Source organism: Pseudomonas sp. AP19, assembly GCF_001728855.1.
Taxonomy (GTDB): Bacteria; Pseudomonadota; Gammaproteobacteria; order Pseudomonadales; family Pseudomonadaceae; genus Aquipseudomonas; species Aquipseudomonas fluorescens.
Genome location: NZ_LXJP01000001.1, coordinates 296,276 through 321,919 on the forward strand (window position 1 = coordinate 296,276; position 25,644 = coordinate 321,919).

Consider the following 25,644-nt stretch of genomic DNA (forward strand, 5'->3'; position numbering starts at 1 on the left):
TCAGGCGACGTGGCTCAAACAGGTTCAACCTGCTCCATCATCCACTTCACAAAGTCGCGCACTTTGGGCACTTCCACCGAATGCTCCGGATACGCCAGGTAATACGCATCCTGGCTCGGCAACGCGTGCTGCCAAGGAATCACCAACTTGCCGTCGGCCAGTTCTTCTTCCACCAGGAAGCGGGGCAGCAGGGCCACGCCACAGCCGACCTGCGCCGCGCGAATGCACATATAGAAGGTGTCGAAACGTGGCCCGTGGTAGCTGTGCTCGGTGTGAAAGCCCTGGCTGGCGAACCAGTCATGCCAGCCTTGGGGGCGCGAGGCGTTTTGCAGCAGCACCAGGTCGCTCAGTTGCGTGGGGTCGGTGAATGGCTGCGCGGGCAGGCTTTCCGGCGCGCACACAGGCACCAATTCCTCGCTGAACAGTTTCAGGCTTTCCGTGCCGGGCCGGGAACCCTGGCCGAAATAGAACGCCATGTCCGCCTTGCCTTGCAGCAACTCGTCCGGTTCCTGTTCATTGCACAGGTCCAGATGGATTTGCGGATGGCGCAAGCGCCAGCCCTTCAGGCGTGGCACCAGCCAGCGCGCGCCGAAGGTGTAGGGCGTGGACACGCGAAGCACTTCGGTCTCGCCGCCGTAGGAGCGCAGGTAATGGGTGGACATCTCCACCTGTGTGAGGATTTTTCGCACTTCCACCAAGTACAAATCGCCTGCTGGGGTCATCTGCAAGCGGCGGCGTACCCGGCGAAACAGCAGGTGCTGCAGCAATTCTTCCAACTGGGCGACCTGTTTGCTCACCGCGCTTTGCGTGAGGTTCAGTTCCTCGGCGGCGCGGGTGAAGCTCAGGTGGCGGGTGGCGGCTTCGAAACACTGCAGGGCGGTGATCGAGGGCAAATGTCTTTTGTTCAGCACGGCACGCCTCTTTTTATTCTTTGCATGAATAAACGGAATGATATCTCGCCTAATCGTCGTTTGTTGGCAAGTCTTGGGCCAGCTACAAATAAGGTCTGGATCGCCGTGCGGGCCGCGGCGCAATTTTTTTGTTTGTAGATTGAAGGAGTGACCCATGGTTGCCGCATTGCTTGACCGTCTCGGGGTAAACCCGGCGCTGTACCAGTCGGGTAAACAACCCGTGCATTCGCCGATTGATGGCAGCCGTATTGGCAGTGTGCACTGGGAAGGTGCCGCCGAGGTGGAGCAACAGGTCAGTCGCGCCGAGCATGCATTTGACGCCTGGCGCAAAGTACCGGCACCGCGTCGCGGCGAGCTGGTGCGTCAGTTCGGTGATGTGCTGCGCGAATATAAGGCCGACCTGGGCGAGTTGGTGTCCTGGGAAGCCGGCAAAATCACCCAGGAAGGGTTGGGTGAGGTGCAGGAAATGATCGATATCTGCGACTTCGCCGTGGGTCTGTCCCGCCAGTTGTACGGCTTGACCATCGCTTCCGAGCGCCCAGGCCACCACATGCGCGAAACCTGGCACCCGCTGGGCGTGGTCGGCGTGATCAGCGCTTTCAACTTCCCGGTCGCCGTATGGGCGTGGAACACCACGCTGGCGCTGGTGTGCGGCAACGCCGTGATCTGGAAACCGTCGGAAAAGACCCCGCTCACCGCATTGGCTTGCCAGGCGCTGTTCGAGCGCGTGCTGAAGAAATTCACCGATGCCCCCGAGTACCTCAGCCAAGTGATCATCGGCGGCCGCGACGCCGGCGCCGCACTGGTGGATGACCCGCGTGTCGCCCTGATCAGCGCCACCGGCAGCACCCGCATGGGCCGCGAAGTGGCACCGAAAGTCGCCGCACGCTTTGCCCGCAGCATCCTTGAATTGGGCGGCAACAACGCGATGATCCTCGGCCCAAGCGCCGACCTGGACATGGCCGTACGCGCGATCCTGTTCAGCGCCGTGGGCACTGCTGGCCAGCGTTGCACCACCCTGCGTCGGCTGATCGCCCATGAGTCGGTCAAAGAAGAAATCGTTACCCGCCTCAAGGCCGCCTATTCCAAGGTGCGCATCGGCCACCCGCTGGAAGGCAACCTGATCGGCCCGCTGATCGACAAACACGGCTTCGAAAACATGCAGGACGCCCTGGAACAGGCCTTGAGCGAGGGCGGCAAGGTGTTCGGCGGCAAGCGTCAGCTGGAAGACAAATTCCCGAACGCCTACTACGTGTCGCCGGCGATTGTAGAAATGCCTGAGCAAAGCGACGTGGTGTGCACCGAAACCTTCGCGCCGATTCTGTACGTCATTGGCTACAGCGACTTCGCCGAGGCACTGCGCCTGAACAATGCCGTGCCACAAGGCCTGTCTTCGTGCATCTTTACCACCGATGTGCGTGAAGCCGAGCAGTTCATGTCGGCGGTGGGCAGTGACTGTGGCATCGCCAACGTCAATATCGGCCCGAGCGGCGCGGAAATCGGCGGTGCGTTTGGCGGTGAGAAAGAAACCGGTGGCGGGCGTGAGTCGGGTTCGGATGCGTGGCGCGGGTACATGCGTCGCCAGACCAACACCGTGAACTACTCGCTGGAACTGCCGCTGGCGCAGGGTATTACGTTCGACTGATCCCTCACGTCGCAGTGCAGTCAATGTGGGAGCTGGCTTGCCTGCGATGCAGACACCTCGGTGTGCCGGCAACACCGAGGTGATGCTATCGCAGGCAAGCCAGCTCCCACATTTGAGGGCGTTTGCAATTCAAAATAATTGTTGTTTGTTAGGTCCTCTCCGGAGTCTGGCAATGCCATTACGCGAAACATGTTTGTGGGAACACCTCACCCCTGGCCGGCCGGATCGGGCTGCGCTCAAGGGCGAGGTCAAGGTGGATGTGTGCGTGATCGGCGCCGGTATCACCGGTTTGTCGGCGGCCATTCACTTGCTGGAACAGGGCAAAAGCGTCGCCGTGCTGGAGGCTCATCGCACCGGCCATGGCGGTTCGGGGCGTAACGTCGGGCTGGTCAACGCCGGCCTGTGGATTCCCCCGGATGAGATCGAAGCCGGTTTCGGCGAAGCGGTGGGCAGCCAGCTCAACCGCATGTTGGGGGCGGCGCCGTCGCTGGTGTTCAGCCTTATCGACAAGTACAACATCGATTGCCAATTGCGCCGCGAGGGCACCTTGCACATGGCGCACAACGCCCGTGGCGAGGCGGATTTGCGCAGCCGTGAAGCACAATGGAAACGTCGTGGTGCGCCGGTGGAGTTGCTGACCGGCCAGGCTTGCGAGGACGCCACGGGCACGAAAAAAATTGCCGCGGCGTTGCTGGATCGGCGTGCCGGCACCTTGAACCCGATGGCTTATACCACTGGCCTGGCCAATGCCGCCGCCGGCCTTGGCGGCCAACTGTTTGACCATTCCCCGGTCACCCAGCTTGAACGCCAAGGTGCGCACTGGTCAGTGCAGACCGCGCAGGGCTCGGTGCAGGCGGCACAAGTCGTGATCGCCTCAAATGCCTACACCGAAGGTGAGTGGACCGAGCTTCGCCGAAATTTCTTCCCCGGCTACTACTACCAGGTTGCGTCAGCCCCGCTTACTGACGCCGCCGCCGAGCAGATCCTTCCCGGCGGGCAGGGCTCGTGGGACACGCGTCAGGTACTCAGCAGCATCCGCCGCGACGCTGATGGCCGCCTGTTGCTCGGCAGCCTGGGCAACGGTAACCAAAAACCGGCGTGGTTCCTCAAGGCGTGGGCTGATCGGGTGCAGCAGCATTACTTCCCATACCTCAAATCGGTGCAGTGGGAATACACCTGGACCGGTTGTATCGCCTTCACCCCGGACCACCTGATGCGCCTGTTCGAGCCAGCGCCGGGCCTGGTCGCCGTAACGGGCTATAACGGACGTGGTGTGACCACCGGCAGCGTCGTGGGCAAAGCATTTGCCGACTACTTGTGTCACCAGAATCCCCAGGCGTTGCCGATCCCCTTCGCGCCGATGCAGCCGTTAGCCGGGGTGGGCCTGCGCAGCTGTCTTTATGAAGCAGGATTTTCGCTGTATCACGCCGGGCAATGCCTGCGGATCGTGATCTGATCAGCGAAATACCGTTCAGAAGCCTGCATTTTCTTAGCAGGCTACTAATCTGTATTGGTGCAAGTCGTAGCAATCACGCACTGTAAATGTGCAGTTCCGTTACGCACGTTGTTACAGGTGCAGGAACGACCGTTTATCCGCCTGGTTGCAGGTGCGACCTGCCAGGGTTGTACTTTCTGGGTCCATTGGTTGCACCTTCAGACGCTAGACGGTTGCACGTCCTGGCAAAAGGAGTCGAAACGCCTGTAATAACAATGACACCGTGTCTTTTTGAAGAATAAAAACGTAATGGCACGCGCCTTGCTCTTGGCTTTCTCTGAAAGTTTCAGTTGAAGGTTTGCATTGAATTCGTAGTGCCAATAAACAAAAACCTCGGAGCACCACTCATGTCCCAGACGTTTTACAAGAAAGGTTTTCTGGCCCTCGCCGTTGCAACGGCGCTGGGTGTTTCTACGTTTGTTCAAGCTGATGTGAAGATTGGCGTGGCGGGCCCGATGACGGGTGCCAACGCAGCTTTCGGTGAGCAGTACATGAAGGGTGCCCAAGCGGCAGCCGATGTGATCAACAAGGCCGGCGGGATCAACGGCGAGCAGATCAAACTGGTGGCCGGCGACGACGCCTGTGAGCCAAAGCAGGCCGTAGCGGTGGCTAACCGCCTGGCAGACCAGGACAAAGTCATCGGCGTGGTCGGGCACTTCTGCTCCTCCAACACCATTCCTGCCTCCGAGGTGTATGCCGACGCAGGCATCATCATGATCACCCCAGGCTCCACCAACCCGACCGTCACCGAGCGCGGCCTGTCGGCGGTGTTCCGCATGTGCGGCCGTGATGACCAGCAAGGCATCGTCGCCGGCGACTACATCGTCGATGTGCTCAAAGGTAAGAAGGTCGCTGTTATCAACGACAAAGACACCTACGGCAAAGGCCTGGCTGACGCTACCGCTGCGCAGTTGACCAAGCGCGGCGTGAAGCCGGTGCTGGAAGAAGGCCTGACCCGTGGCGAGAAAGACTTCAGCGCCCTGGTCACCAAAATCCGCTCCACCGGTGCTGACGTGGTTTATTTCGGCGGCCTGCACCCGGAAGCCGGTCCACTGGTTCGGCAGATTCGTGAAGCCGGCCTCAAAGACGTCAAGTTCATGTCCGATGACGGCATCGTCACTGACGAACTGGTCGCCACCGCCGGCGGCAAGCAGTACGTCGATGGTGTGTACATGACTTTCGGCGCTGACCCGCGCCTGCTGCCGGACAGCAAGACCGTGGTGGAAGAGTTCCGCAAAAACGGCACCGAACCTGAAGGCTACACCCTGTACGCCTACGCTTCGATCCAGGCCCTGGCAGCCGGTTTCAACGGTGCCAAGTCCGACAAGGGCGAAGACGCAGCCAAATGGCTGAAAGCTCACCCGGTTAAAACCGTTATGGGCGAGAAGACCTGGGACGCCAAGGGCGACCTGAAAATCTCCGACTACGTGGTTTACCAGTGGGACAAAGACGGCAAATACCACCAGCTGGAAAAGCAGAAGTAAGAACAAACACGATCGTTTAAGCGCCTCGGTCCCCTGTGGGAGCTGGCTCGCCTGCGAGAGCGGTTGCACATTCAACACAGCTGTTGGTTGTCAGTCCGTTATCGCCGGCCGGCCCGTTTCCCTCGGGGGGCGTGGTTGCCCGTCCCATCGTGTCAGGCATCAAGTCTGTCTTTTCCTCCAGAAGGGCCGCACACCCACCGGTGTGCAGGTTCTCACCGCGTGAGATTGCGTTATGGATGGTATCTTCCTGCAGCAACTGGTCAACGGCCTGACCCTCGGGTCGGTCTATGGCCTGATCGCCATCGGCTACACAATGGTCTATGGCATCATTGGCATGATCAACTTCGCCCATGGCGAGGTTTATATGATTTCCGCTTACCTCGCGGCGATCAGTCTGGCACTGCTGGCCTACTTCGGCATTGAATCCTTCCCGTTGCTCATTCTTGGCACTTTGATATTCACCGTAGTCGTCACCGGCGTTTACGGGTGGGTCATCGAGCGTGTCGCCTACAAACCGTTGCGCAACTCCACCCGACTGGCACCGCTGATCAGCGCCATCGGTATCTCCCTGATCCTGCAGAACTACGCCCAGATTGCTCAGGGCGCGAAACAACAAGGTATTCCTACCCTGCTGGCCGGCGCCTGGCGCGTCGATATCGGCAGCGGGTTCGTGCAGTTGACCTACACCAAGGTGTTCATCCTGGTGGCCGCGTTTCTCGGCATGGGGCTGCTGACCTACATCATCAAATACACCAAGCTCGGCCGCATGTGCCGTGCCACCCAGCAAGACCGCAAGATGGCGTCGATCCTCGGTATCAACACCGACCGGGTGATCTCCTACGTATTCGTGATCGGTGCAGCCATGGCGGCCCTGGCCGGCGTGCTGATTACCCTGAATTACGGCACGTTCGACTTCTACGCCGGCTTCATCATCGGCATCAAGGCGTTTACCGCAGCGGTACTCGGCGGCATCGGTTCCCTGCCTGGGGCCATGCTCGGCGGGATCATCCTGGGTATCTCCGAGTCGCTGTTCTCGGGGTTGATCAACTCTGACTACAAAGACGTGTTCAGTTTCTCCCTGCTGGTGGTGATTCTGATTTTCCGTCCTCAGGGCCTGCTTGGTCGTCCGCTCGTGGCGAAGGTGTAAACATGTCTGCTGCCAAATCTATCGATATCAAGAAAAGTGTCGTCGATACGGTCCTTGCCGGGCTGATTTCGTTGATCGTGTTCGGTCCGATCGTCGGCGTGGTCCTCGACGGCTACGGCTTCAACCTGCAACCGGCCCGTGTGGCCGTCCTGGTCGCCATCGTGATGGTCGGCCGCTTTGCCATGAGCCTGTTCCTGCAAACGCCCAAAGGGGCGAAGATTCTGCAGGGTTTCGAGACCAGTGGCTCCGGCGTGCACGTGCTGCCGCCGGACTACAAGTCGCGGCTGCGCTGGATCATCCCGGCGCTGATCGTGATCGCCATCGTGTTCCCGATCTTCGCCAACAAGTACCTGCTGACCGTGGTCATCCTCGGGCTGATCTACGTGCTGCTCGGCCTGGGCCTGAACATCGTGGTGGGCCTGGCCGGTCTGCTGGACCTGGGTTATGTGGCGTTCTACGCCATCGGTGCCTACGGCCTGGCACTGGGTTATCAGTACCTCGGCCTGGGCTTTTGGACGGTGCTGCCACTGGCGGCCATCTGTGCGGCGCTGGCGGGGTGCATACTCGGGTTCCCGGTGCTGCGAATGCACGGTGACTACCTGGCCATCGTGACCTTGGGCTTCGGTGAAATCATTCGACTGGTGCTCAACAACTGGCTGTCGTTTACCGGTGGGCCGAACGGCATGCCGGTGCCTTCGCCGACCTTCCTTGGCCTGGAGTTCGGGCGTAAAGCAAAGGATGGCGGGATTCCGTTCCATGAGTTCTTCGGCATCGATTACAACCCCAACATCAAGTTCATGTTCATCTACATCGTGCTGTTCCTGGTGGTGCTGGCCGTGCTGTACATCAAGCATCGCCTGACCCGCATGCCGGTCGGCCGCGCCTGGGAAGCCTTGCGCGAAGATGAAATCGCCTGCCGTTCCATGGGCCTGAACCACGTACTGGTCAAACTCTCGGCATTTACCATCGGTGCGTCCACGGCCGGTCTGGCCGGGGTGTTCTTTGCCAGCTACCAGGGCTTCGTCAACCCGTCGTCGTTTACCTTCTTCGAGTCGGCGCTGATCCTGGCCATCGTGGTGTTGGGCGGCATGGGGTCGACCGTCGGCGTGGTGATCGCGGCGTTCGTATTGACGGTGGCGCCGGAACTGTTGCGCAGCTTCTCCGAGTACCGCGTGCTGTTGTTTGGCGTGTTGATGGTGGTGATGATGATCTGGCGACCGCGCGGCCTGATTCGGATCAGCCGAACCGGTGTGACCCCACGTAAAGGAGTGGCGCCATGAGCAAGGAAGTCGTGCTGTCCGTGGAACATCTGATGATGCACTTCGGTGGCATCAAGGCCTTGAGCGACGTGAGCCTCAAGGTCGAACGCAACTCGATCTTCGCCCTGATCGGCCCCAACGGCGCCGGCAAGACCACCGTGTTCAACTGCCTCACCGGCTTCTACAAAGCCAGTGGCGGCAAAATCGAACTCAACGTGCGGGGTAAACAGACCAACGTGATCCAACTGCTCGGTGAGCGCTTTAAAGCGGTGGACTTCGTGTCGCCGAAAAGCTTCCTCAGCCGTGTCTACTACAAGATGTTCGGTGGCACCCACCTGGTGAACCGCGCAGGCTTGGCGCGGACCTTCCAGAACATTCGCCTGTTCAAGGAAATGTCGGTGTTGGAAAACCTGCTGGTGGCCCAGCACATGTGGGTCAACCGCAGCATGCTCGCGGGCATCCTCAACACCAAAGGCTATCGCAAGGCCGAGAGCGACGCCCTCGACCACGCGTTCTACTGGCTGGAAGTGGTCGACCTGGTGGACTGCGCCAACCGCCTGGCCGGTGAGCTTTCCTACGGCCAGCAGCGCCGCCTGGAAATCGCCCGGGCCATGTGCACCCGGCCGCAGATCATTTGCCTGGACGAGCCGGCAGCGGGTCTCAACCCCCAGGAAACCGAAGCGCTCAGCGCGATGATTCGCCTGCTGCGCGACGAACACGACCTCACGGTGGTGCTGATCGAACACGACATGGGCATGGTAATGAGTATTTCCGACCACATCGTGGTGCTTGACCACGGCAACGTCATCGCCGAAGGCGGCCCGGAAGCGATCCGCAATGATCCAAAAGTGATTGCCGCCTACCTGGGCGCAGACGAAGAGGAGTTGGTATGAGTGCACCTATCCTCGAAATGAAGGACCTGGACGTGTTTTACGGCCCTATCCAGGCCCTGAAAAAAGTCTCGCTGCACATCAACGAAGGCGAAACTGTCAGCCTGATCGGCTCCAACGGCGCGGGTAAATCCACGCTGCTGATGTCGATCTTCGGCCAGCCACGGGCCGAGTCGGGGCAAATCATCTACAACGGCGTCGACATTACCCACAAGTCGTCCCACTACATCGCGTCCAACGGCATTGCGCAGTCGCCGGAAGGGCGGCGGGTGTTCCCCGACATGACCGTCGAGGAAAACCTGCTGATGGGCACCATCCCGATTGGCGACAAATTCGCCCAGGAAGACATGCAGCGCATGTTCGAGCTGTTCCCCCGCCTCAAGGAGCGGCGTACCCAGCGGGCGATGACCATGTCCGGTGGGGAGCAGCAAATGCTCGCCATTGCCCGTGCACTGATGAGCCGGCCCAAGTTGTTGCTGCTGGATGAGCCAAGCCTGGGCCTGGCGCCGATTGTGGTGAAGCAGATCTTCGCCACCCTGCGCGAGCTGGCGGCCACTGGGATGACCATCTTCCTGGTGGAACAGAACGCCAACCACGCACTGCGCCTGTCGGACCGAGCGTATGTGATGGTCAACGGTGAGATTCGCCTCACAGGCACCGGCAAGGAGCTGCTGGTGAATGAAGAGGTGCGTAACGCCTATCTGGGCGGTCACTGATCGCAAATTTTGACGCATGACCCCTGTGGGAGGGGGCTTGCTCCCGATAGTGGAGTGTCAGTTTGCGAAGTGCGGGCTGACACATTGCTATCGGGAGCAAGCCCCCTCCCACATTTGTTTTTGGGTCGCTTTCGAAATTGTGGAAAACAAATCCAGCCGCCCTCTAAAGCGCGACATATAGCCGCCGCAAATCCCTGTTTTGTCACAGTTTTGACTTGTCCCCATTCACTGTGGAACCGGCTGTGGGTAACGTGGGAGTAGCTGGCTGAAAGCCTTTAACGGCGCGGGCTGTAGCGCGGTGGTTGTTTTATGATCAGTGGGTTTTTCGTGACCACGCAAGGGATTTGTCAACCTGTTTAAAGACACAGGTATATGACCGATTTATGTCCCTTCAGCCTGTGGATAAGTCTGTGACTAAACTCTGGAAAGACGGCCGCAGAGGCCGGAATGACTGGCCTGGAGCCATCGTTCGGATTTCGCCTGTGTGCACGGGCCTACATACGCCCCGTCCAAGGTCAAGCAAAAAACTTTCTAAAACTGCCTGCAAGCCTTGTACATAGCGGCTTGAGCCGTTTTGCACTTGCCCCCAAAGACTGTGGGCGCAGTTGTGGATAACCTGCGCGCATATGGCTGCAAGGCCCGGTTTATATGGGTTAGCTGTGAATGGTTAAAAATTGATCAGTCGTAGATGAAGGTGTGTGCTTAGCGGTTGCCGCAACGACGGCGTAAGGGCATTCTGCTGGCTGTTTTTTTTCCCGATGCCCGCAAGGAGAACACCATGTCCGACACGCTGTTTATTACTGGCGCAACCTCAGGCTTCGGCGAAGCCTGCGCCCGTCGTTTTGCCGAAGCCGGCTGGAAACTGGTGCTCACCGGTCGGCGTGCCGACCGATTGAATGCCTTGGTTGAAGAGCTTTCCAAGCAGACTGAAGTGCACGGCCTGGTCGTGGACGTGCGTGACCGCAAGGGCATGGAAGACGCGATTGCCAATCTGCCGCCATCGTTCGCCAAGCTGCGCGGGCTGATCAACAACGCCGGCCTGGCCGTGGGCACCGACCCTGCGCCCAAGTGCAGCCTCGACGATTGGGAAACCATGGTCGACACCAACATCAAAGGCCTGCTGACCACCACCAGCCTGCTGTTGCCGCGCCTGATCGCTCACGGCCGTGGCGCCGGGATCATCAACCTGGGTTCGATCGCCGGTAGCTATCCGTATCCGGGCAGCCACGTGTATGGCGGCTCCAAGGCGTTCGTGAAGCAATTCTCGCTGAACCTGCGCTGCGACCTGCAAGGCACCGGCGTGCGTGTGACCAACATCGAGCCAGGCTTGTGCGAGAGCGAGTTCTCGCTGGTGCGCTTCGGCGGTGACCAGGCGCGCTACGACGCCACCTACGCCGGCGCCGAGCCGATCCAGCCGCAGGATATCGCCGACACCATCTTCTGGGTGCTCAACACCCCGGCGCACGTCAACATCAACCGTCTTGAGTTGATGCCGGTGAGCCAGACCTGGGCTGGGTTTGCGATTGAGCGCGGGGCTAAAGGCTAAGACCGAGTTGCGGCCATCGCGGGCAAGCCCGGCTCCCACATGTTGACCGTGTGAACCCGATCAAATGTGGGCGCTGGCTTGCCTGCGAAGGCGTCAAATCGGCCAAAACAAGACATAAGGTACACTCCACCCCGTAAAACCCCTCCGCACTGTGCGGTTTAAAGGTTTTGACGGGAGGAAATGTGAGTAACCGAGGTGAGCAGGCACTGCTCAAACAATCGACCATCCTGATGTTCGCCGTCGCGATCGCCGGGATTGTCACGGGTGTGATTTCTGGCGCCCAATCCATTCTATTCGACGGCTTTTTCTCGCTGATCGCCACCGCCATCAAGGTGTTGATGCTGATCACGGCCAAGCTGATCGCCAAGAAAAGCAACGAGCGTTTCCAGTTCGGCTATTGGCACCTGGAACCCATGGTGTTGCTGATCGAAGGTAGTTTCCTGTTGTTGATCGCGATCTACGCGTTTCTCAACGGTGTGTTCGGCATTATCAACGGCGGGCGCGAAATCGAGTTGGGGCTGGTGATTATTTATGCGGCGGTGTTCACCGTCGTTGAATTTGCCTACTTCTTCTACGTGCGCTATCGCAATCGCACACTGAAATCCTCACTGATCCAGTTCGACAACATCAGTTGGATGGTGGACGCGATGCTCTCGGTGGGTTTGCTGATCAGCTTTCTCGCCGCGCTGTTGCTCAAGTCTCAGGGGTATGGCGAGTGGGCGGTGTATGTCGACCCGCTGATCCTGATCCTGCTGGCCCTGAGCATGCTGGCGCCGGCGTTCAAGATCCTGCGCCCGGCATTGCGCGAAGTGCTGGGGATTGCCCCGGACCACTTGGACGACAAGGTGCGCGAGGTCATGGACGCGGCCCAGGCCAGGCATGGTTTCGACGACTACGTGTCGTACGTGCAAAAACACGGGCGGGCGCGGTTTATCGAGATTCATGTGGTATTGCCGGCGAACTACCCGGTGGATAACGTCGCGACCCTGGATGGGCTGCGTGAAGAGATATCCACAGGGCTCGGCACGCCGGATGCGGCGCGCTGGCTGACGATCAGTTTTACCGGGGATCGCAAGTGGATTGCGTGACAGTCAGTTAGACCGAGGGGAGGCTTTCGCGAGCAAGCCCGCTCCCACATTTAACCGCGTCCTACCGTTGGAATGCGGTCCAATGTGGGAGCTGGCTTGCCTGCGATGAGGCCCTGAAAATCAGCCGAGATGCTGGATCAGGCCTTGATAGCAGGTCGCCAAATGATACGGCGTGGTCGACGGCATATCCCGTCGGCTCACGGCGCCCTCGGCGTCCAGGCATTCGTGCCAGCCTTTGTCATGCAGGAATCGTTGTTGCAGCGCCAGCAATTGGCGTTGCAGCACCGCCTCACTGCCGGGGCGCAAGGTCAGTGCGCGCAGGTATTCGGCTTGGGCCCAGATTCGCTGAGTACCGTCGCGCACGCTGCCATCCAGGGCGAGCATGCCGCTGACCGCACCACTGAGTTTATCCACACCCTTGCGCTCGGCGTAGGCAAACGCCCGCGTCAGCGATGCATGCAATGGGGTGCTGCGCAGGACGTCTGACGATTCCAGCAAAAAGAACCATTCGAACTGGTGGCCCGGCTCAAACCAGTTATCCACAGCGCCCAGCGGTTTTTCCATCATCACGCCGTGCTGGCGGTCGATGAAGCGCTTCTGCATCGCGGTAGCGAGGTCCAGCAGTGCATCTTGCGTAATGGCGTCTTCACGCACGGCCAACGTGGCGAGGAAGCCTTCGGCCAGGTGCATCAGCGGGTTTTGCAGGGGGCCGGACCTGAGGGATGACCAGCTGCGTTCCAATACCGCTTCGTACAGGCCGTCGCCGGTGGCGAAACGTTCGGCGACCACCGCCAGGGCCGCATCAAGCACGGATTCCACCAGGGGCTCACGCACCTTGGCCCAATAGTGGGCGCAGGCGAAGATGATGAATGCATGGGTGTAGAGGTCTTTGCGCTTGTCCAGCGGCTTGCCGTGGGCGTCGATGCTGTAGAACCAGCCACCGTGCTCGGCGTCATGGAAGTGCCGTTGCAGTGAACGAAACAGCGCCGCCGCACGCTCTTCGGCGAAGGCCGAGCCGGGTTCACCGATCAGGCTGGCAAACAGGTACAGCTGCCGGGCACACGCCATGGCGCGGTAGCGTTGCGGCGGCAATGGCGTGTGATTGGCGTCCAGCGCCTCGTACGGCAACGCCAACTCGGCATTCCAGCCCGGGCCCTGCCACAGCGGCACGATCAGGTCATGGAAGTGCGTGAGCACGGCATTCAACGAAGGCTTGGGGGCGGAGCTTGGAGCGATGGGCATCGGCTGGCGTCGTCACGGCAGGGGTGTAGGCGCGCATGGTAGCAGGCTTGGGATAGATGGTGGTTTTGAGACCGCTTTCGCGAGCAAGCCCGCTCCCACATTTAACCGCGTCCTCCGATTGGAATGCGGTCAAATGTGGGAGCGGGCTTGCTCGCGAAGAGGCCCTCAGCAGCGCTGAAAATCAGCCCGCCAGCAACCAGACCCCAGTCGCCGCCGAAGCCGCACCCGCGACCCGCACCAACGGTGCAGCCGCCGCCGGCAGGAAACGCACCACCGCATACCCGGCGGCATGCAACACCGCCGTTGCGCCGACAAACCCTACGGCATACGCCCACGGGCTGGACATCTCCGGCAGCTCCAAGCCATGCGCCACGCCGTGAAACAGCGCGAACAACCCCGTCGCACCCACCGCCACAAACAACGGCGGCCGCACCGCCAGCGCTACTGCCAGGCCCAGCGCCAGCACTGACGCGGCAATCCCGCTCTCAAGTGCCGGCAATTGCAGGCCTTCAAAGCCCAAAAGGCCGCCAATCAACATGACGCCGACAAAGGTGCAAGGCAGTGCCCAGCGCGCGTTGCCTTTTTGCTGCGCCGCCCAGAGGCCGACTGCGACCATGGCCAGCAAGTGATCGATGCCGCCCAACGGGTGGCTGATGCCTGCCACCAGCCCATTGTCCCCATGCCCGGGGTGAGCGAAGGCGAGGGCCGGAGCGAGCAGCAGAGCGGCGGTTGCGAGAAGTTTGTTGAGGCCCATGGACAGGCTCCTTTTTTAGGGTGAGATCAGGCGGCGGTCAGCAAGCCCTGACGTTCAATAAAGGCGACGATTTCATCCAGGCCGACGCCGGTTTTCTGATTACTGAACACAAAGGGTTTACCGTTGCGCATGCGTTGGGTGTCGCTGTTCATTAATTCCAGGGAGGCGCCCACCAGCGGCGCCAGGTCGATTTTGTTGATGACCAGCAGGTCGGATTTGCAAATACCGGGCCCGCCTTTGCGTGGCAGCTTGTCGCCGGCAGACACATCGATCACATAGATCGTCAGGTCCGACAGCTCCGGGCTGAACGTTGCCGACAGGTTGTCACCGCCGGACTCCACCAGAATCAGGTCAAGGCCCGGAAACCGGCGGTTGAGCTGATCCACCGCCTCCAGGTTGATCGAGGCGTCTTCACGAATCGCGGTGTGCGGGCAGCCGCCGGTTTCCACGCCAATGATGCGTTCCGGCGCCAGGGCCTGGTTGCGCACCAGGAAGTCGGCGTCTTCACGGGTGTAGATGTCGTTGGTCACCACCGCCAGGTTGTAGCGGTCGCGCAAGGCCAGGCACAGCGCCAGCGTCAGGGCGGTCTTGCCGGAGCCCACCGGGCCGCCGATGCCGACACGCAGGGGTTGTGTGTTCATGTGCTTCTCCAAGTAAAAGGCGACAACGTTAAAGGGCTAGGAACGGAACAGTCGGCTGTACTGGCGCTCGTGGGCCATGCACGCCAGGGACAGGCCGAACGCGGCGCTGCCGAAATGGTTGGGGTCGATTCGCCCGGCGTCCTGCTGGGCTTGTTGCAGCAGCGGCAGCAGTTCGCTGGTCAGGCGCTGGGCGGCTTGCTGGCCCAGGGGCAGCGTCTTCATCAATACCGCGAGTTGGTTTTCCAGCCAGCTCCATAACCAGGCGGCGAGGGCGTCGTCGGGGCTGATGTGCCAGGCGCGCGCGGCCAGGGCCCAGCCCAGAGCCAGGTGCGGTTCGGCGCATGGCTCCAGAAATGCACGCGCGGCGGCGTCCAGTTCCGGCAAGCCATTGAGCAGTTGTTGCAGGGAGTAGCCCATCTGGCGACTCTCCTGATACAGCTCGCGGGTCTCGCGGCTGGCGCGATGCTCTTCGCACAATTGCGCCAGGCGCGGCCAATCCTGTGCGGCGGCGGCGCGGCAGTGGGCGAGCAACAGCGGTGCTTCGAAACGCGCGAGGTTGAGCAGCAGTTGGTCGCTGATCCAGCGACGCGCACTCGCGGCGTCATTTACGCGCCCATTGTCCACGGCCATTTCCAGGCCCTGTGAATAGCTGTAGCCGCCAATCGGCAACTGCGGACTGGCCAGACGCAGCAGCGCCCAGGCTGGGTTCATAGGCGTACGCCGAACTGGTGCAGCTTGGGCGGGTAATTGAAGTCTTCATCACCGTGGCGTGAATGATGATGGCCACCGCCGTAGGCGCCGTGTTCCGGTTGGAACGGCGCTTCAATGGTGTCGGTATGGGCGCCTAACTGTTCGAGCATGGCCTTGAGCACGTAGTCATCGAGCAGGCGCAGCCAGCCGTCGCCCACTTGCAGGGCGACATGGCGGTTACCGAGGTGATAAGCCGCGCGGGTCAGTTCAAACGCGTTGCTGCAGGTGACGTGCAGCAGTTGTTCAGGGCGAGCACAGACGCGTACGACGCGTCCGTCTTCAGCTTGTAGGAATTCCCCATCGTGCAGCGGCGGCTGGCCGCGCTCCAAAAACAGGCCGACGTCTTCGCCATCGGCACTGAAACAGCGCAGCCGGCTTTTACTGCGCGCTTCGAAATTCAGCAGCAGTTCGGCAGCCCAGAGGGCTTGGGGGGCGATTCGGCGGTGGATCACCAGCATCAGAAGGCTTCCAGCTATGAGCGATGAGAGAGCTAGAGCAAGGGGCTTGCCAACCACACCCGTGAGTAGGAAATCCCTGTAAGCAGGCATCGTCGTGCCACCGAATAGGGCATTCGTTGATTGCGGGAGTGGTTCAATTTGGTGCGTGATGGGGTTTATAGCACTGGATGTGGGCGTTTTGCGTTGAGGTTCGCCCTGTTCTGTATGAAGTTTCTTTCATCTGTTTCTTGCTGGCGTTTTTAGAAACCTGGCCTACGCGGGGTCAGGAACTGGGCTTCCACATGCCAGGCTGACGGGCTTACTCGGTACTGCCCAGCCCTTGCCAATGCTTGAGGCCGATAAAGATAAAGCGCAGTTGCTGGGTGATTTTCGCCTGAGGCGTAAGGTGGGCAGGCAGCGCCTGGGCGGGAGGGTCGATGATATCGGGCAGGGTGGCGAATACGCTCTTGACGATCAGGTCGGCCATCACGTGCAGACCTTCGGCATCCAGGTGCTGGAGCTTGGGCATCAGTGTGAGGTCCGCCGCCAAGTCGCTGGTGATGTCTTCGCGCAGCGCACCGATGGCTTGCCGCACGGCCAGGCAACCGCCGTATTGCTCGCGCGCCAGGAACAGGAATTGCGAGCGATTGGCCGAGACCACATCCAGGAAGATCCGCACGGACGCATCGATGATGCCGCCCATGACGAACTCGTTGTGACGCACCAGGCGAATAGTGGCGCGGAAGGTCTGGCCGACCTCGCTCACCAAGACGAGCCCAGGCTGGTCCATGTCGTCAAAGTGACGATAGAACCCGGTCGGCACGATCCCGGCGGTCTTGGCCACTTCGCGCAGGCTCAGGCTGCCAAACCCACGGCCACACTCCATCAGATGGCGGGCTGCGTCCATCAAGGCGAGGCGGGTTTGTTGCTTCTGTTCGGCGCGGGGCAGCATCGGCGGGCGGGCTTTGTCGGCAAGTACAACGACGCACTCTAGCAAAACAGCTTCATCGGCGTCGAACTTGGCGGGGGCTGAGCGTGACGTGGTCTATATAAAAGCAAAAGCCCGATCGGCCGATCGGGCTTTTTTCTGGGCCGGCACAGGCTTAGCTCTGTGCTTGATGCAGTTCTTGCAGACGGTCAGCACCGCCTTCGGCAACACCTTGGGTGTAAGCGCGGTCGTTGGCTTGTTCAGCACCGCCTTCTACCAGACCTTTCTGTTCCAGGCGATCACGGCCACCTTCGGCAACGCCTTCGGTGTAAGCGCGTTTGTTGGCGTGTTCCGAGCCATTTTCTGCAACAGCGCCTTTGGCGTAATCACGGTTTTCATCTTCTTGCGAACCGCTGCGCGCCAGGGTTTGGCTGGACTGCACGGCTTGGGCTTTGTTCTGTGGGGTGGCTTGTTCAGCGGCTGGCAGGGCAAAAGCGCTGGAAGCCAGGACAGACAGCAGAACGGTAGCGAGTAATTGGCGTTTCATGATGGTTGCTCCTTGGGAGGGCGATAAAGTGGGTACAGGGCTAATGCTACTCTCGATAAGTCGATATAAAAGTTCATAAACACAATGGTAATAATCAACAGAATTGATTGTTCTCGGCAGAGGCTCTAGAACGGACCTCTCAAGCCCGCGGTTTTGCACCATGGTGGGTATTTTCGACCCGTTTACGGGTAACACTGGTGCATTGTTGATGGTCTGGTCGATACAAGCCGTAGGAGGAATCGCTTTTTTTGCGATGAATTCGAACTCAGGCTAAACCCACAGACCATTTGTCAGTCGTAGCCTTATAAGCTGCAGTCAAAAGGTGCGCGGCAGTGCGCACCCTCAGTCGTAACCAGGAGTCCTGTGCAATGACGCGCACTCGTAAAATTGTTGCTTGGAGCTGCGCCAGCTTCGTTCTGTTAATCGCCGTGGTGGTGTTGGTGCTGGTGTTTTTCGACTGGAACCGCATCAAGCCGCCGCTCAATGCCAAGGTCTCCGAAGAGCTGCATCGCCCCTTCGCCATCAATGGCAACCTGGCGGTGGTGTGGGCCCGTGAACCGGATGTAGGGGGCTGGCGGGCCTGGGTGCCCTGGCCGCACGTGATTGCCGAGGACCTCACCCTGGGTAACCCCGACTGGTCGAAAAAACCCCAGATGGTCACGCTCAAACGCGTAGAGCTGCGCATTTCGCCGTTGGCGCTGCTGGCGCAGCGTGTGGTCATCCCGCGTATTGACCTTACCGAGCCGAGCGCCGACTTGCAGCGCCTGGCCGATGGTCGCGCCAACTGGACCTTCAAGTTCGACCCCAAAGACCCCAACGCCGAACCTTCCAGTTGGGTGGTGGACATCGGCGCTATCGGTTTCGACAAAGGCCACGTAACGCTTGACGACCAGACGCTCAAAACCCAGCTGGATGTGATCATCGACCTGCTGGGCAAGCCCATTCCGTTCAGCGCGATCGTCGGCGACGCCGATGCTAAAAAGGCCCTGGAAAAAGGCTCGGCGCCTCAGGACTATGCGTTTGCCCTCAAGGTCAAAGGCCAATATTACGGTCAGAAGCTCGACGGCACCGGCAAAATCGGTGGCCTGCTCGCCTTGCAGGACGCGGCCAAGCCGTTCCCGCTGCAAGCCCAGGTGAAAATCGCCGACACCAGCATCGCCCTGGCCGGCACCCTGACCGACCCACTTAACCTCGGTGCCCTGGACCTGCGCCTGAAGCTCGCTGGCAGCAGCCTGGGTAACCTCTACCCGCTGACCGGTGTGACGCTGCCCGACTCGCCGGCCTATTCCACCGACGGTCACCTGATCGCCAAGCTGCACGAAGCCAGTGGCGCGTCATTCACCTATGAAAACTTCAACGGCAAGATCGGCAACAGTGATATCCACGGCGACCTCAGCTATGTGGCCAGTCAGCCTCGGCCCAAGCTCAGTGGCAAACTGGTCTCCAACCAATTGCTGATGACCGACCTTGCCCCATTGATCGGTGCCGACTCCAATGCCAAGCAAAAAGCCCGTGGCGGCGAGAGCAAGCAACCGGCGACCAAGGTGTTGCCGGTGGAAGAGTTCCGCACCGAGCGCTGGCGCGACATGGACGCCGATGTGGAGTTCACCGGCAAGCGCATCGTGCACAGCGCCGAGTTGCCGTTCACAGACCTCTATACCCACCTGATCCTCAACGACGGCGAACTGAGCCTGGAACCCCTGCGCTTTGGGGTGGCCGGCGGCAAACTGGACGCACAGATTCGTCTCAACGGGCGCATCACGCCGATGGAAGGCCGCGCGAAACTGACTGCGCGCAACTTCAAACTCAAGCAGTTGTTCCCGACCTTTGAACCGATGAAAACCAGCTTTGGTGAGCTCAACGGTGATGCCGATGTGTCCGGGCGCGGCAACTCCGTGGCGGCGTTGTTGGGCTCCTCCAACGGTGACCTGAAAATGCTCATCAACGACGGTGCAATCAGCCGTGGCCTGATGGAAATCGCCGGGCTCAACGTGGGCAACTACGTGGTGGGCCGCCTGTTCGGCGACAAAGAAGTGAAGATCAACTGCGCGGCTGCGGATTTCGGCATCAAGACCGGCCTGGCGACCACTCGCCTGTTTGTATTCGATACCGAGAACGCGATCATCTACATCGATGGCACCGCGAACATGGCGACCGAACAGCTCGACCTGACCATCACGCCGGAGTCCAAGGGCTTTCGCCTGTTTTCCCTGCGTTCGCCGCTGTACGTCAACGGCCCGTTTATCAAGCCCAATGCGGGTGTGAAAGCGGTACCGCTGATGCTGCGCGGGGCAGGCATGGTCGCGCTGGGTGTGATCGCCGGCCCGGCTGCCGGGTTGCTGGCGTTGGTGGCACCGAGTAGCGATGCGCCGAACCAGTGTGCACCGCTGTTGCAGCAGATGAAGGAAGGCAAGGCGCCGAAGACGGTGAAAGGCTGATTGACGCAACAGTCAGCAAAAAAATGGGAGCGGGCTTGCTCGCGAAGGGGAGGCATCAGTCGATATCTTCGTTGACTGATACTCCGCTATCGCGGGCAAGCCCGCTCCCACATGGGGCTTGCGGTGTGACGACCTACAGGTCCTGCAGAATGTCCGCCATGTCGTCGGCGTGTTCTTCTTCCTGGGCCAGGATGTCTTCGAAGATGCGACGCGTGGTCGGGTCTTTGTCGCCGATGTACTGGATGATTTCACGGTAGCTGTCCACCGCAATCCGCTCGGCAACCAAGTCTTCGTAGACCATTTCCTTCAAGCTGTTGCCGGCCACGTATTGTGCGTGGGAGTTCTTCGACAGCAGGTCCGGGTTGAACTCCGGCTCGCCGCCCAGCTGCACGATGCGCTCGGCCAGTTTGTCGGCATGCTCGGCTTCCTGGGTCGCGTGTTCGAGGAATTCATCGGCGGCGACGCTGGCTTTCAGGCCGTTGGCCATGAAGTAGTGACGCTTATAACGCAGCACGCAGACCAGTTCGGTGGCCAGCGACGCGTTGAGCAGGCGGATAATTTCCTCGCGATCAGCGTCGTAGCCTTCGGTCACGGCGCCGTTTTCGACGTTTTGACGGGCGCGTGAGCGCAGGGTCGCAACGTCAGTCAAATGTGCTTCAGTCATCTCAATCTCCTGGTGCTAATCCGGTTTTGCGCCACGCTCTGCCGGCGTGATCGCTCCAAGTTGTGAGTGTTCGACGACGCAAAAAGTTTTATCGGATTTCACAACGTGTGGCCGGACCGCTTCGCCTCCTCCTGTACCCACTGGAAAAACGCTCGCACCGGGGGATGCCGTTCCCGCCCCGGCACACACAGCGCGCTGTAGCCGGCGCCGCCGACGCTGATCTGCGGCCGATAGGGCACCAGCAAACCGCTGGCAACGCTTTGCGACACCAGAATGTTGCTCGCCAGCACCAGCCCCTGGCCGGCAATCGCCGCCTGCAGTGCGTAGTGTTCCTCATCGTATTCACGCACAGGCAGCGTGTGGTCCAGCCACGTCTCCTCGGCTTTGTCGCACCAGGCCTGCCAGCCCAGGGCGTAAAGCTGCGCGTTGTGCCAGCGCACGCTGATGAGCGTCGGCACCTGAGTGCTGGCGCGCGCGACCTGCTCGGGCGAGCCATACACCGCAAAACACTCGTCGAACAGGCATTGCCCATACAGGTTGGGGTAGTCGCCAATGCTGTAGCGAATCACCAGATCGACGCTGGCATCCTGCTGGAGGTCGACGACCTCGCACTGGGTGTCCAGGCGCAGGTTGATGTCCGGGTGGGCCGCGTACAAGCGACCCAGCCGTGGCACCAGCCATAGCGCCGCAAACGCCGGTGTGGTGGAGACCGTCAGGTGCCCGGCGCTGCGTTGCGGGCGCAGGGTGTCGAGGCTTTGCGCCACGTCCAGCAAGGCACCATGCACACTGTGAAACAGCCGTTCGCCGCCTTCGGTCAGGCGCACCTGGCGTGGCAGGCGTTCGAAGAGCGGCACGCCCAGCCAGGTTTCCAGGGCGCGAATCTGATGCGATACCGCCGTGGGCGTCACCGACAGTTCCTGGGCCGCAGCCTTGAAGCTCAACAGGCGTGAGGCTGACTCAAAGGTGCGCAGGGCGGTTAGGGGCAGCGAGGCAAACATGTTGTCTCCACGGATGAAATAGATTCAGCCAAGTTAACTATTGCTCATTTGTCGGTCAGGGCGAGCAACTCTAGATTCATAAGCAAGAGCGGCGGCCATCCAGGCTGCCTGAGTGTATCCCCTGAAGGTTGAACAGATGAAAAAAATGCTAGTGGTTCATGCCAGCCCACGCGGCGAGCGCTCCCACTCTCGGCGCCTGGCCGAATCGTTTCTCGAGGCCTGGCAGGCGGCTAATCCCGATGCACAGATCACCCGGCGCGAAGTCGGCCGGGCCTTTATCCCGCATGTGACCGAGGCGTTTGTCGCAGCGAATTTCTACCCCGAACCGCAATCCCTGCCCAAGGTCATGAAGGCCGATCTGCAATTGAGCGATGAGCTGGTCGGCGAGCTGATCGAACATGAGCTGCTGGTGATCTCCTTGCCGCTGTACAACTTTGGCGTGCCCAGCGGCCTCAAGGCCTGGATCGACCAGATCGTACGCCTGGGCCTGACCTTCGACATCCGCCAAGACAGCCAGGGCATCGCGCAATACCAGGCGTTGCTCAACGGCAAGCGCGCACTGATCATCACCAGCCGTGGTGGTAACGGGTTCGGCCCAGGCGGCGAAAACGAAGGGATGAACCATGCCGACCCGCACCTGCGTACGGTGCTGGGTTACATCGGCATCGATGACGTTCGGGTGATTGCCGCCGAGGGTGAGGAGTCGGACAAAAGCGTGTTCCTGCGCGGCTGTGACGAGGCCGAGCGTCAGTTACGTGACTTGGCAGGGCATTTTTAACCGGCCTCGGTCATGGGGCGGTCACGTCCAGTGGGCTAGGATGGCGGTATCGCTTGCCTGATCAGGATGCCCGCCGCATGCCCGAGTCTCTCGCCACGCGTTATCCCCTGGTGCTGGTGCCCGGTATGCTCGGCTTCGTGCGCCTGGGGTTGTTTCCTTACTGGTACGGCATCGTCCCGGCGCTGCAAGCGGGTGGCGCGCAGGTGTTTCCCGTGCAGGTGGCACCGCTGGATTCCAGCGAAGTGCGCGGTGAACAATTGTTGCTGCAGATCGAGCGGATTCGTCGGGACACCGGTGCTGAGAAGGTCAACCTGATCGGCCATAGCCAGGGCTCGCTGACGGCGCGGTATGCCGCGGCCAAGCGCCCGGAATGGGTAGCGTCGGTGACGTCGGTGGCCGGGCCTAACCAGGGTTCGGAATTGGCGGACTATTTCCATAGCCACTACCCGCCGGCCAGTTGGAAAGGCCGGCTTGTGAGCGCGCTGTTTCATCTGGCTGCCTGGGTGATGGGGGTGCTGGAAACCGGCTATCGCGGGCCGCGCTTCAAGGCCGACTTGCAGGCCTCGCACCAGTCCCTGACCTGCGAAGGTGTGGCGCTGTTCAATCGCCAGTTTCCTCAAGGGTTGCCGCAGACGTGGGGCGGGCAGGGCGCCGAAGTGGTCAACGGTGTGCGTTATTACTCGTGGTCCGGCACCTTGCAGCCGGGCAAGACCGATCGCGGGCGTAACCTGCTGGACGGCACGAACCGCAGTTGCCGGTTGTTCGCCCGCAGCTTTGTGCGCGAAAAGGGCCAGTGCGACGGTATGGTCGGGCGCTACAGCTCACACCTGGGGGTAGTGATTGGTGATGACTACGCCTTGGACCACTTCGATATCGTCAACCAGTCGCTGGGGCTGGTGGGCAAGGGCGCCGAGCCGATTCGGTTGTTTGTCGAGCATGCGCAGCGGTTGAAGGCTGCCGGGGTTTAGCCGGTGGACCGCGTTATCGTTCTTCGCGAGCAAGCCCGCTCCCACATTCGACCGAGTGTCACAGTTGGAATGTGATCGACTGTGGGAGCGAGCTTGCTCGCGAAGGCGGCCTATCCGGCAACACGGACCTGGCGGCGAACCGGCGTGGTCCAGCGCTCCGACAAAATCACCCCGCCCAGCGTCAGCAAGCCGCCGACCAGGTGGTACATGGCCAATTCTTCCTTCAACACCACCGCAGCAATCAACGCGGTAATCAACGGCAGCAGGTTGAAAAACAACGTGGTGCGGCTTGGCCCCAGGGTCTTCACCGAGTGCATCCACGCCAGCGGCGCGAGCATCGACGCCAGCAAGCAGGCGTACAGCACCAGCGGAATATTCGCCCAGCCCAGGCCCGCTTTGGTCGAGAACAGGAACAGCGGAAACAGCACCACCACGGCCACCAGCACCTGCAGATACAGCAACACCAGCGGCGGCAGGCGCAGCTGCCATTTTTTCAGCAGCGTGCTGTAGACCGCGTAGGCCAGGGTGGCGATCAGCATCATGCCGTCGCCCAGGTTGACCCCGTGTTGCAGCAGCGCGCCCAGGCTGCCGGCCGACACCACCACCACCACGCCGGCGAACGACAGCACCGCGCCGGTCAGTGCGCCAAAGGTCAGGCGCTGGCCGAGGCTGATAATCGCAGCGGTCAGCGCCATCAACGGCATCAGCGAGAGGATGATGCCCATGTTGGTGGCGCTGGTCAGGGTCGCGGCGTAGTAGGCCAGGCTTTGATACACGGCCATGCCGAGCACGCCGAGGATGAAGATCTTGCCCAGGTTAGGGCGAATCAGCGGCCAATTGGCAATTACCGGCTTGAGCATGAACGGGGTAAACAGCAGCGCAGCCAGCAACCAGCGGTAAAAGCCGATTTCAGCGGGGAAGATCGTGCCCACGGCCAATTTGTTGACCACGGTATTGCCGGCCCAGATAAAGATGGCCAGCAGGGGATACGCAAATTGCATCGAAAGAAACCAAGTGTGTTGATGAGGCAGGATTATCCCCTGTCTGGATCGAAGCCTATACTGCGATCCAGACAACCGACCTTTATATCCAGACAATATGCCCAGACACACCGTACGCCTCGCGGATTTCCCGCGCCTGCCAAGCCCGGTCTACTTCCGTTACTCCGATTTCGCGCCTGATACCGAGTGCACGCCGCACCGGCATTTCTGGGGCTCGCTGGACTATTCGGCCAACGGCGTGATGCGCATGGAGGTGGCCGGCAGCCGCTTTATGTCGCCGCCGCAGTACGCAGTGTGGATCCCGCCGAACACTGAGCACAGCTCCTACAACGCCCAAGCGATTGTGTATCGCTCGGTGGGCCTCGCCCCGAATCTCTGCGAGCAGTTACCACAGGCGCCGTGCACCTTGGCAATCAGCGAGATTCTCAAGGCGATCCTCGGCGACTTTGCGCTGCGCGATGTCAACATCCCGCAAACCGAGGCGGATATCCGCCTGGCCCAAGTGCTGGTGGACCAACTCAAGCAAGCGCCGATTCACGATTGCTTTCTGCCTTATGCACGCCACCCCGGGCTGCTCAGTGTGCTCGAAGGCATGCAGGCCGAGCCCGGCGACAACCGCCCGCTGGCGCAATGGGCGGAGCACGTGCACGTGAGCGAACGCACCCTGGCCCGGCAATTTGTGCGGGAGCTGGGCATGAGCTTTGGCGAATGGCGCCAACGCCTGCGTTACCTCGCCGCCATTGAGGCCCTCGACAGCGAGCGCAGCGTGCAACATGTGGCATTCGACTTGGGTTACAGCACCGCCTCGGCCTTCATCGCCATGTTCCAACGCCACGCGGGCTGCACCCCGGAGCAGTATCGCCGGTCGAATATTCGCGGCCGCTGACATGTAACAGGTTTTGACTACACTGCTGCGTAGGCCGTGCCCTTTTGGCACGGTAACAGGGAGAAAACTCCATGAAGATGCTGCGTATTCCGTTGTTGATGATGGGCCTGCTGCTGTGTTCCCAAGGCTTCGCCGCTACCGCCCAGCAAAATAAAATGACCACCTGCAATGCTGAAGCCACCACCAAGACGCTTAAAGGCGATGACCGCAAGGCTTTCATGAAGACCTGCCTGTCGGCGCCCGCCGCCAACGACGCCAAGACCTTGACCCCACAGCAGCAGAAGATGAAGGACTGCAATGCCACGGCGAAAACCAAGGCGTTGACCGGCGATGCGCGTAAGACCTTTATGAGCACTTGCCTCAAAGGCTGACCACGATTTCGCCAACGCTGGAGCTCAAATGTGGGAGCTGGCTTGCCTGCGATAGCATCA

The 25,644-nt window shown here is 60.6% G+C and carries 25 protein-coding genes; 14 read left to right on the top strand and 11 right to left on the bottom strand.

Translation table 11 applies throughout. From position 1 onward, the window contains the following. Positions 1 to 14: 14 nt before the first annotated feature. Entirely contained in the window at positions 15 to 911 is an 897-nt protein-coding gene (locus tag A7D21_RS01275) for a LysR family transcriptional regulator (RefSeq protein ID WP_053254070.1), read from the bottom strand. Between the two features lie 154 nt (positions 912 to 1,065). Between A7D21_RS01275 and A7D21_RS01280 the strand changes: the two genes are divergently transcribed. The 9 genes from A7D21_RS01280 (at position 1,066) to A7D21_RS01320 (ending at position 12,181) form a co-directional block, all read left to right on the top strand. Next, complete coding sequence (locus A7D21_RS01280) at positions 1,066 to 2,556, top strand: aldehyde dehydrogenase family protein (protein ID WP_053254071.1); 1,491 nt, start codon at positions 1,066 to 1,068, stop codon at positions 2,554 to 2,556. A gap of 172 nt (positions 2,557 to 2,728) precedes the next feature. After that, positions 2,729 to 4,012, top strand: coding sequence for an FAD-binding oxidoreductase (locus A7D21_RS01285; protein ID WP_069550901.1), 1,284 nt, complete (start codon positions 2,729 to 2,731; stop codon positions 4,010 to 4,012). Positions 4,013 to 4,398: 386 nt separating this feature from the next. Continuing rightward, positions 4,399 to 5,535: a branched-chain amino acid ABC transporter substrate-binding protein gene (locus tag A7D21_RS01290; protein ID WP_053254073.1), complete on the top strand. Its 1,137-nt coding sequence runs from the start codon at positions 4,399 to 4,401 to the stop codon at positions 5,533 to 5,535. A gap of 232 nt (positions 5,536 to 5,767) precedes the next feature. Next, complete coding sequence (locus A7D21_RS01295; RefSeq protein ID WP_053254074.1) at positions 5,768 to 6,682, top strand: branched-chain amino acid ABC transporter permease; 915 nt, start codon at positions 5,768 to 5,770, stop codon at positions 6,680 to 6,682. 2 nt (positions 6,683 to 6,684) lie between these two features. Continuing rightward, a complete protein-coding gene (gene livM / locus A7D21_RS01300; protein ID WP_053254075.1) occupies positions 6,685 to 7,962 on the top strand; it encodes a high-affinity branched-chain amino acid ABC transporter permease LivM in 1,278 nt (425 codons plus the stop codon). Further along, a complete protein-coding gene (locus A7D21_RS01305; RefSeq protein WP_053254076.1) occupies positions 7,959 to 8,834 on the top strand; it encodes an ABC transporter ATP-binding protein in 876 nt (291 codons plus the stop codon). The genes livM and A7D21_RS01305 overlap by 4 nt, the downstream gene beginning before the upstream one ends. Next, positions 8,831 to 9,547 carry an ABC transporter ATP-binding protein gene (locus tag A7D21_RS01310; RefSeq protein ID WP_053254077.1) on the top strand — a complete coding sequence of 239 codons (717 nt, stop codon included), beginning with the start codon at positions 8,831 to 8,833 and terminating at the stop codon, positions 9,545 to 9,547. The genes A7D21_RS01305 and A7D21_RS01310 overlap by 4 nt, the downstream gene beginning before the upstream one ends. 778 nt (positions 9,548 to 10,325) lie before the next feature. Further along, positions 10,326 to 11,093: an SDR family oxidoreductase gene (locus A7D21_RS01315; RefSeq protein WP_053254078.1), complete on the top strand. Its 768-nt coding sequence runs from the start codon at positions 10,326 to 10,328 to the stop codon at positions 11,091 to 11,093. Positions 11,094 to 11,275: 182 nt separating this feature from the next. After that, complete coding sequence (locus A7D21_RS01320) at positions 11,276 to 12,181, top strand: cation diffusion facilitator family transporter (protein ID WP_053254079.1); 906 nt, start codon at positions 11,276 to 11,278, stop codon at positions 12,179 to 12,181. A gap of 120 nt (positions 12,182 to 12,301) precedes the next feature. Here A7D21_RS01320 and A7D21_RS01325 read toward each other — a convergent pair whose 3' ends face one another. The 7 genes from A7D21_RS01325 to A7D21_RS01355 form a co-directional block, all read right to left on the bottom strand. Next, complete coding sequence (locus A7D21_RS01325) at positions 12,302 to 13,423, bottom strand: AGE family epimerase/isomerase (RefSeq protein ID WP_053254080.1); 1,122 nt, start codon at positions 13,421 to 13,423, stop codon at positions 12,302 to 12,304. A 181-nt stretch (positions 13,424 to 13,604) separates the two neighbouring features. Further along, positions 13,605 to 14,177: a HupE/UreJ family protein gene (locus tag A7D21_RS01330; protein ID WP_053254081.1), complete on the bottom strand. Its 573-nt coding sequence runs from the start codon at positions 14,175 to 14,177 to the stop codon at positions 13,605 to 13,607. 26 nt (positions 14,178 to 14,203) lie between these two features. After that, positions 14,204 to 14,818 carry an urease accessory protein UreG gene (gene ureG, locus A7D21_RS01335; protein WP_017849719.1) on the bottom strand — a complete coding sequence of 205 codons (615 nt, stop codon included), beginning with the start codon at positions 14,816 to 14,818 and terminating at the stop codon, positions 14,204 to 14,206. A 36-nt stretch (positions 14,819 to 14,854) separates the two neighbouring features. Next, a complete protein-coding gene (locus A7D21_RS01340) occupies positions 14,855 to 15,529 on the bottom strand; it encodes an urease accessory protein UreF (protein ID WP_053254082.1) in 675 nt (224 codons plus the stop codon). Further along, a complete protein-coding gene (gene ureE / locus A7D21_RS01345; RefSeq protein WP_053254083.1) occupies positions 15,526 to 16,026 on the bottom strand; it encodes an urease accessory protein UreE in 501 nt (166 codons plus the stop codon). The genes A7D21_RS01340 and ureE overlap by 4 nt, the downstream gene beginning before the upstream one ends. Positions 16,027 to 16,324: 298 nt before the next feature. Continuing rightward, a complete protein-coding gene (locus A7D21_RS01350; protein ID WP_069550902.1) occupies positions 16,325 to 16,957 on the bottom strand; it encodes a TetR family transcriptional regulator in 633 nt (210 codons plus the stop codon). 151 nt (positions 16,958 to 17,108) lie between these two features. Further along, complete coding sequence (locus tag A7D21_RS01355) at positions 17,109 to 17,480, bottom strand: hypothetical protein (protein ID WP_053254085.1); 372 nt, start codon at positions 17,478 to 17,480, stop codon at positions 17,109 to 17,111. 368 nt (positions 17,481 to 17,848) lie between these two features. Between A7D21_RS01355 and A7D21_RS01360 the strand changes: the two genes are divergently transcribed. Beyond that, a complete protein-coding gene (locus A7D21_RS01360) occupies positions 17,849 to 19,918 on the top strand; it encodes an AsmA family protein (RefSeq protein WP_069550903.1) in 2,070 nt (689 codons plus the stop codon). A gap of 133 nt (positions 19,919 to 20,051) precedes the next feature. Here A7D21_RS01360 and A7D21_RS01365 read toward each other — a convergent pair whose 3' ends face one another. Both A7D21_RS01365 and A7D21_RS01370 read right to left on the bottom strand, forming a co-directional pair. Continuing rightward, entirely contained in the window at positions 20,052 to 20,582 is a 531-nt protein-coding gene (locus A7D21_RS01365) for a bacterioferritin (RefSeq protein ID WP_053254087.1), read from the bottom strand. A gap of 98 nt (positions 20,583 to 20,680) precedes the next feature. Then, on the bottom strand, positions 20,681 to 21,580 hold the full coding sequence (locus A7D21_RS01370) for a LysR substrate-binding domain-containing protein (protein ID WP_069550904.1): 900 nt from the start codon (positions 21,578 to 21,580) through the stop codon (positions 20,681 to 20,683). 136 nt (positions 21,581 to 21,716) lie between these two features. Here A7D21_RS01370 and A7D21_RS01375 point away from each other — a divergent pair, with 136 nt between their 5' ends. Together A7D21_RS01375 and A7D21_RS01380 are read left to right on the top strand one after the other, a co-directional pair. Next, on the top strand, positions 21,717 to 22,358 hold the full coding sequence (locus tag A7D21_RS01375) for an FMN-dependent NADH-azoreductase (protein ID WP_053254089.1): 642 nt from the start codon (positions 21,717 to 21,719) through the stop codon (positions 22,356 to 22,358). A 77-nt stretch (positions 22,359 to 22,435) separates the two neighbouring features. Further along, positions 22,436 to 23,326 (top strand): triacylglycerol lipase, encoded by an 891-nt coding sequence (locus A7D21_RS01380; protein WP_053254090.1) that lies wholly within the window; start codon positions 22,436 to 22,438, stop codon positions 23,324 to 23,326. A 110-nt stretch (positions 23,327 to 23,436) separates the two neighbouring features. Here A7D21_RS01380 and A7D21_RS01385 read toward each other — a convergent pair whose 3' ends face one another. Continuing rightward, entirely contained in the window at positions 23,437 to 24,327 is an 891-nt protein-coding gene (locus A7D21_RS01385) for a DMT family transporter (protein WP_069550905.1), read from the bottom strand. 97 nt (positions 24,328 to 24,424) lie between these two features. On the opposite strand from A7D21_RS01385, the gene A7D21_RS01390 reads away from it, so the two are divergent. Beyond that, entirely contained in the window at positions 24,425 to 25,213 is a 789-nt protein-coding gene (locus A7D21_RS01390) for a helix-turn-helix transcriptional regulator (protein WP_053254092.1), read from the top strand. A gap of 71 nt (positions 25,214 to 25,284) precedes the next feature. After that, positions 25,285 to 25,584 carry a PsiF family protein gene (locus A7D21_RS01395; protein WP_053254093.1) on the top strand — a complete coding sequence of 100 codons (300 nt, stop codon included), beginning with the start codon at positions 25,285 to 25,287 and terminating at the stop codon, positions 25,582 to 25,584. Positions 25,585 to 25,644 lie beyond the last annotated feature (60 nt).

Excerpts from the sequence above, each read along its gene's own strand:
- ureG (WP_017849719.1), bottom strand. The coding sequence starts at position 14,818 with ATGAACACACAACCCCTGCGTGTCGGCATCGGCGGCCCGGTGGGCTCC.
- A7D21_RS01315 (WP_053254078.1), top strand. The coding sequence starts at position 10,326 with ATGTCCGACACGCTGTTTATTACTGGCGCAACCTCAGGCTTCGGCGAA.
- A7D21_RS01370 (WP_069550904.1), bottom strand. The coding sequence starts at position 21,580 with ATGTTTGCCTCGCTGCCCCTAACCGCCCTGCGCACCTTTGAGTCAGCC.
- A7D21_RS01380 (WP_053254090.1), top strand. The coding sequence starts at position 22,436 with ATGCCCGAGTCTCTCGCCACGCGTTATCCCCTGGTGCTGGTGCCCGGT.
- A7D21_RS01355 (WP_053254085.1), bottom strand. The coding sequence starts at position 17,480 with ATGAAACGCCAATTACTCGCTACCGTTCTGCTGTCTGTCCTGGCTTCC.
- livM (WP_053254075.1), top strand. The coding sequence starts at position 6,685 with ATGTCTGCTGCCAAATCTATCGATATCAAGAAAAGTGTCGTCGATACG.
- A7D21_RS01350 (WP_069550902.1), bottom strand. The coding sequence starts at position 16,957 with ATGCTGCCCCGCGCCGAACAGAAGCAACAAACCCGCCTCGCCTTGATG.
- A7D21_RS01395 (WP_053254093.1), top strand. The coding sequence starts at position 25,285 with ATGAAGATGCTGCGTATTCCGTTGTTGATGATGGGCCTGCTGCTGTGT.
- A7D21_RS01290 (WP_053254073.1), top strand. The coding sequence starts at position 4,399 with ATGTCCCAGACGTTTTACAAGAAAGGTTTTCTGGCCCTCGCCGTTGCA.
- A7D21_RS01340 (WP_053254082.1), bottom strand. The coding sequence starts at position 15,529 with ATGAACCCAGCCTGGGCGCTGCTGCGTCTGGCCAGTCCGCAGTTGCCG.
- A7D21_RS01330 (WP_053254081.1), bottom strand. The coding sequence starts at position 14,177 with ATGGGCCTCAACAAACTTCTCGCAACCGCCGCTCTGCTGCTCGCTCCG.
- A7D21_RS01305 (WP_053254076.1), top strand. The coding sequence starts at position 7,959 with ATGAGCAAGGAAGTCGTGCTGTCCGTGGAACATCTGATGATGCACTTC.
- ureE (WP_053254083.1), bottom strand. The coding sequence starts at position 16,026 with ATGCTGGTGATCCACCGCCGAATCGCCCCCCAAGCCCTCTGGGCTGCC.
- A7D21_RS01285 (WP_069550901.1), top strand. The coding sequence starts at position 2,729 with ATGCCATTACGCGAAACATGTTTGTGGGAACACCTCACCCCTGGCCGG.
- A7D21_RS01365 (WP_053254087.1), bottom strand. The coding sequence starts at position 20,582 with ATGACTGAAGCACATTTGACTGACGTTGCGACCCTGCGCTCACGCGCC.
- A7D21_RS01385 (WP_069550905.1), bottom strand. The coding sequence starts at position 24,327 with ATGCAATTTGCGTATCCCCTGCTGGCCATCTTTATCTGGGCCGGCAAT.
- A7D21_RS01325 (WP_053254080.1), bottom strand. The coding sequence starts at position 13,423 with ATGCCCATCGCTCCAAGCTCCGCCCCCAAGCCTTCGTTGAATGCCGTG.
- A7D21_RS01390 (WP_053254092.1), top strand. The coding sequence starts at position 24,425 with ATGCCCAGACACACCGTACGCCTCGCGGATTTCCCGCGCCTGCCAAGC.
- A7D21_RS01360 (WP_069550903.1), top strand. The coding sequence starts at position 17,849 with ATGACGCGCACTCGTAAAATTGTTGCTTGGAGCTGCGCCAGCTTCGTT.
- A7D21_RS01295 (WP_053254074.1), top strand. The coding sequence starts at position 5,768 with ATGGATGGTATCTTCCTGCAGCAACTGGTCAACGGCCTGACCCTCGGG.
- A7D21_RS01375 (WP_053254089.1), top strand. The coding sequence starts at position 21,717 with ATGAAAAAAATGCTAGTGGTTCATGCCAGCCCACGCGGCGAGCGCTCC.
- A7D21_RS01310 (WP_053254077.1), top strand. The coding sequence starts at position 8,831 with ATGAGTGCACCTATCCTCGAAATGAAGGACCTGGACGTGTTTTACGGC.
- A7D21_RS01280 (WP_053254071.1), top strand. The coding sequence starts at position 1,066 with ATGGTTGCCGCATTGCTTGACCGTCTCGGGGTAAACCCGGCGCTGTAC.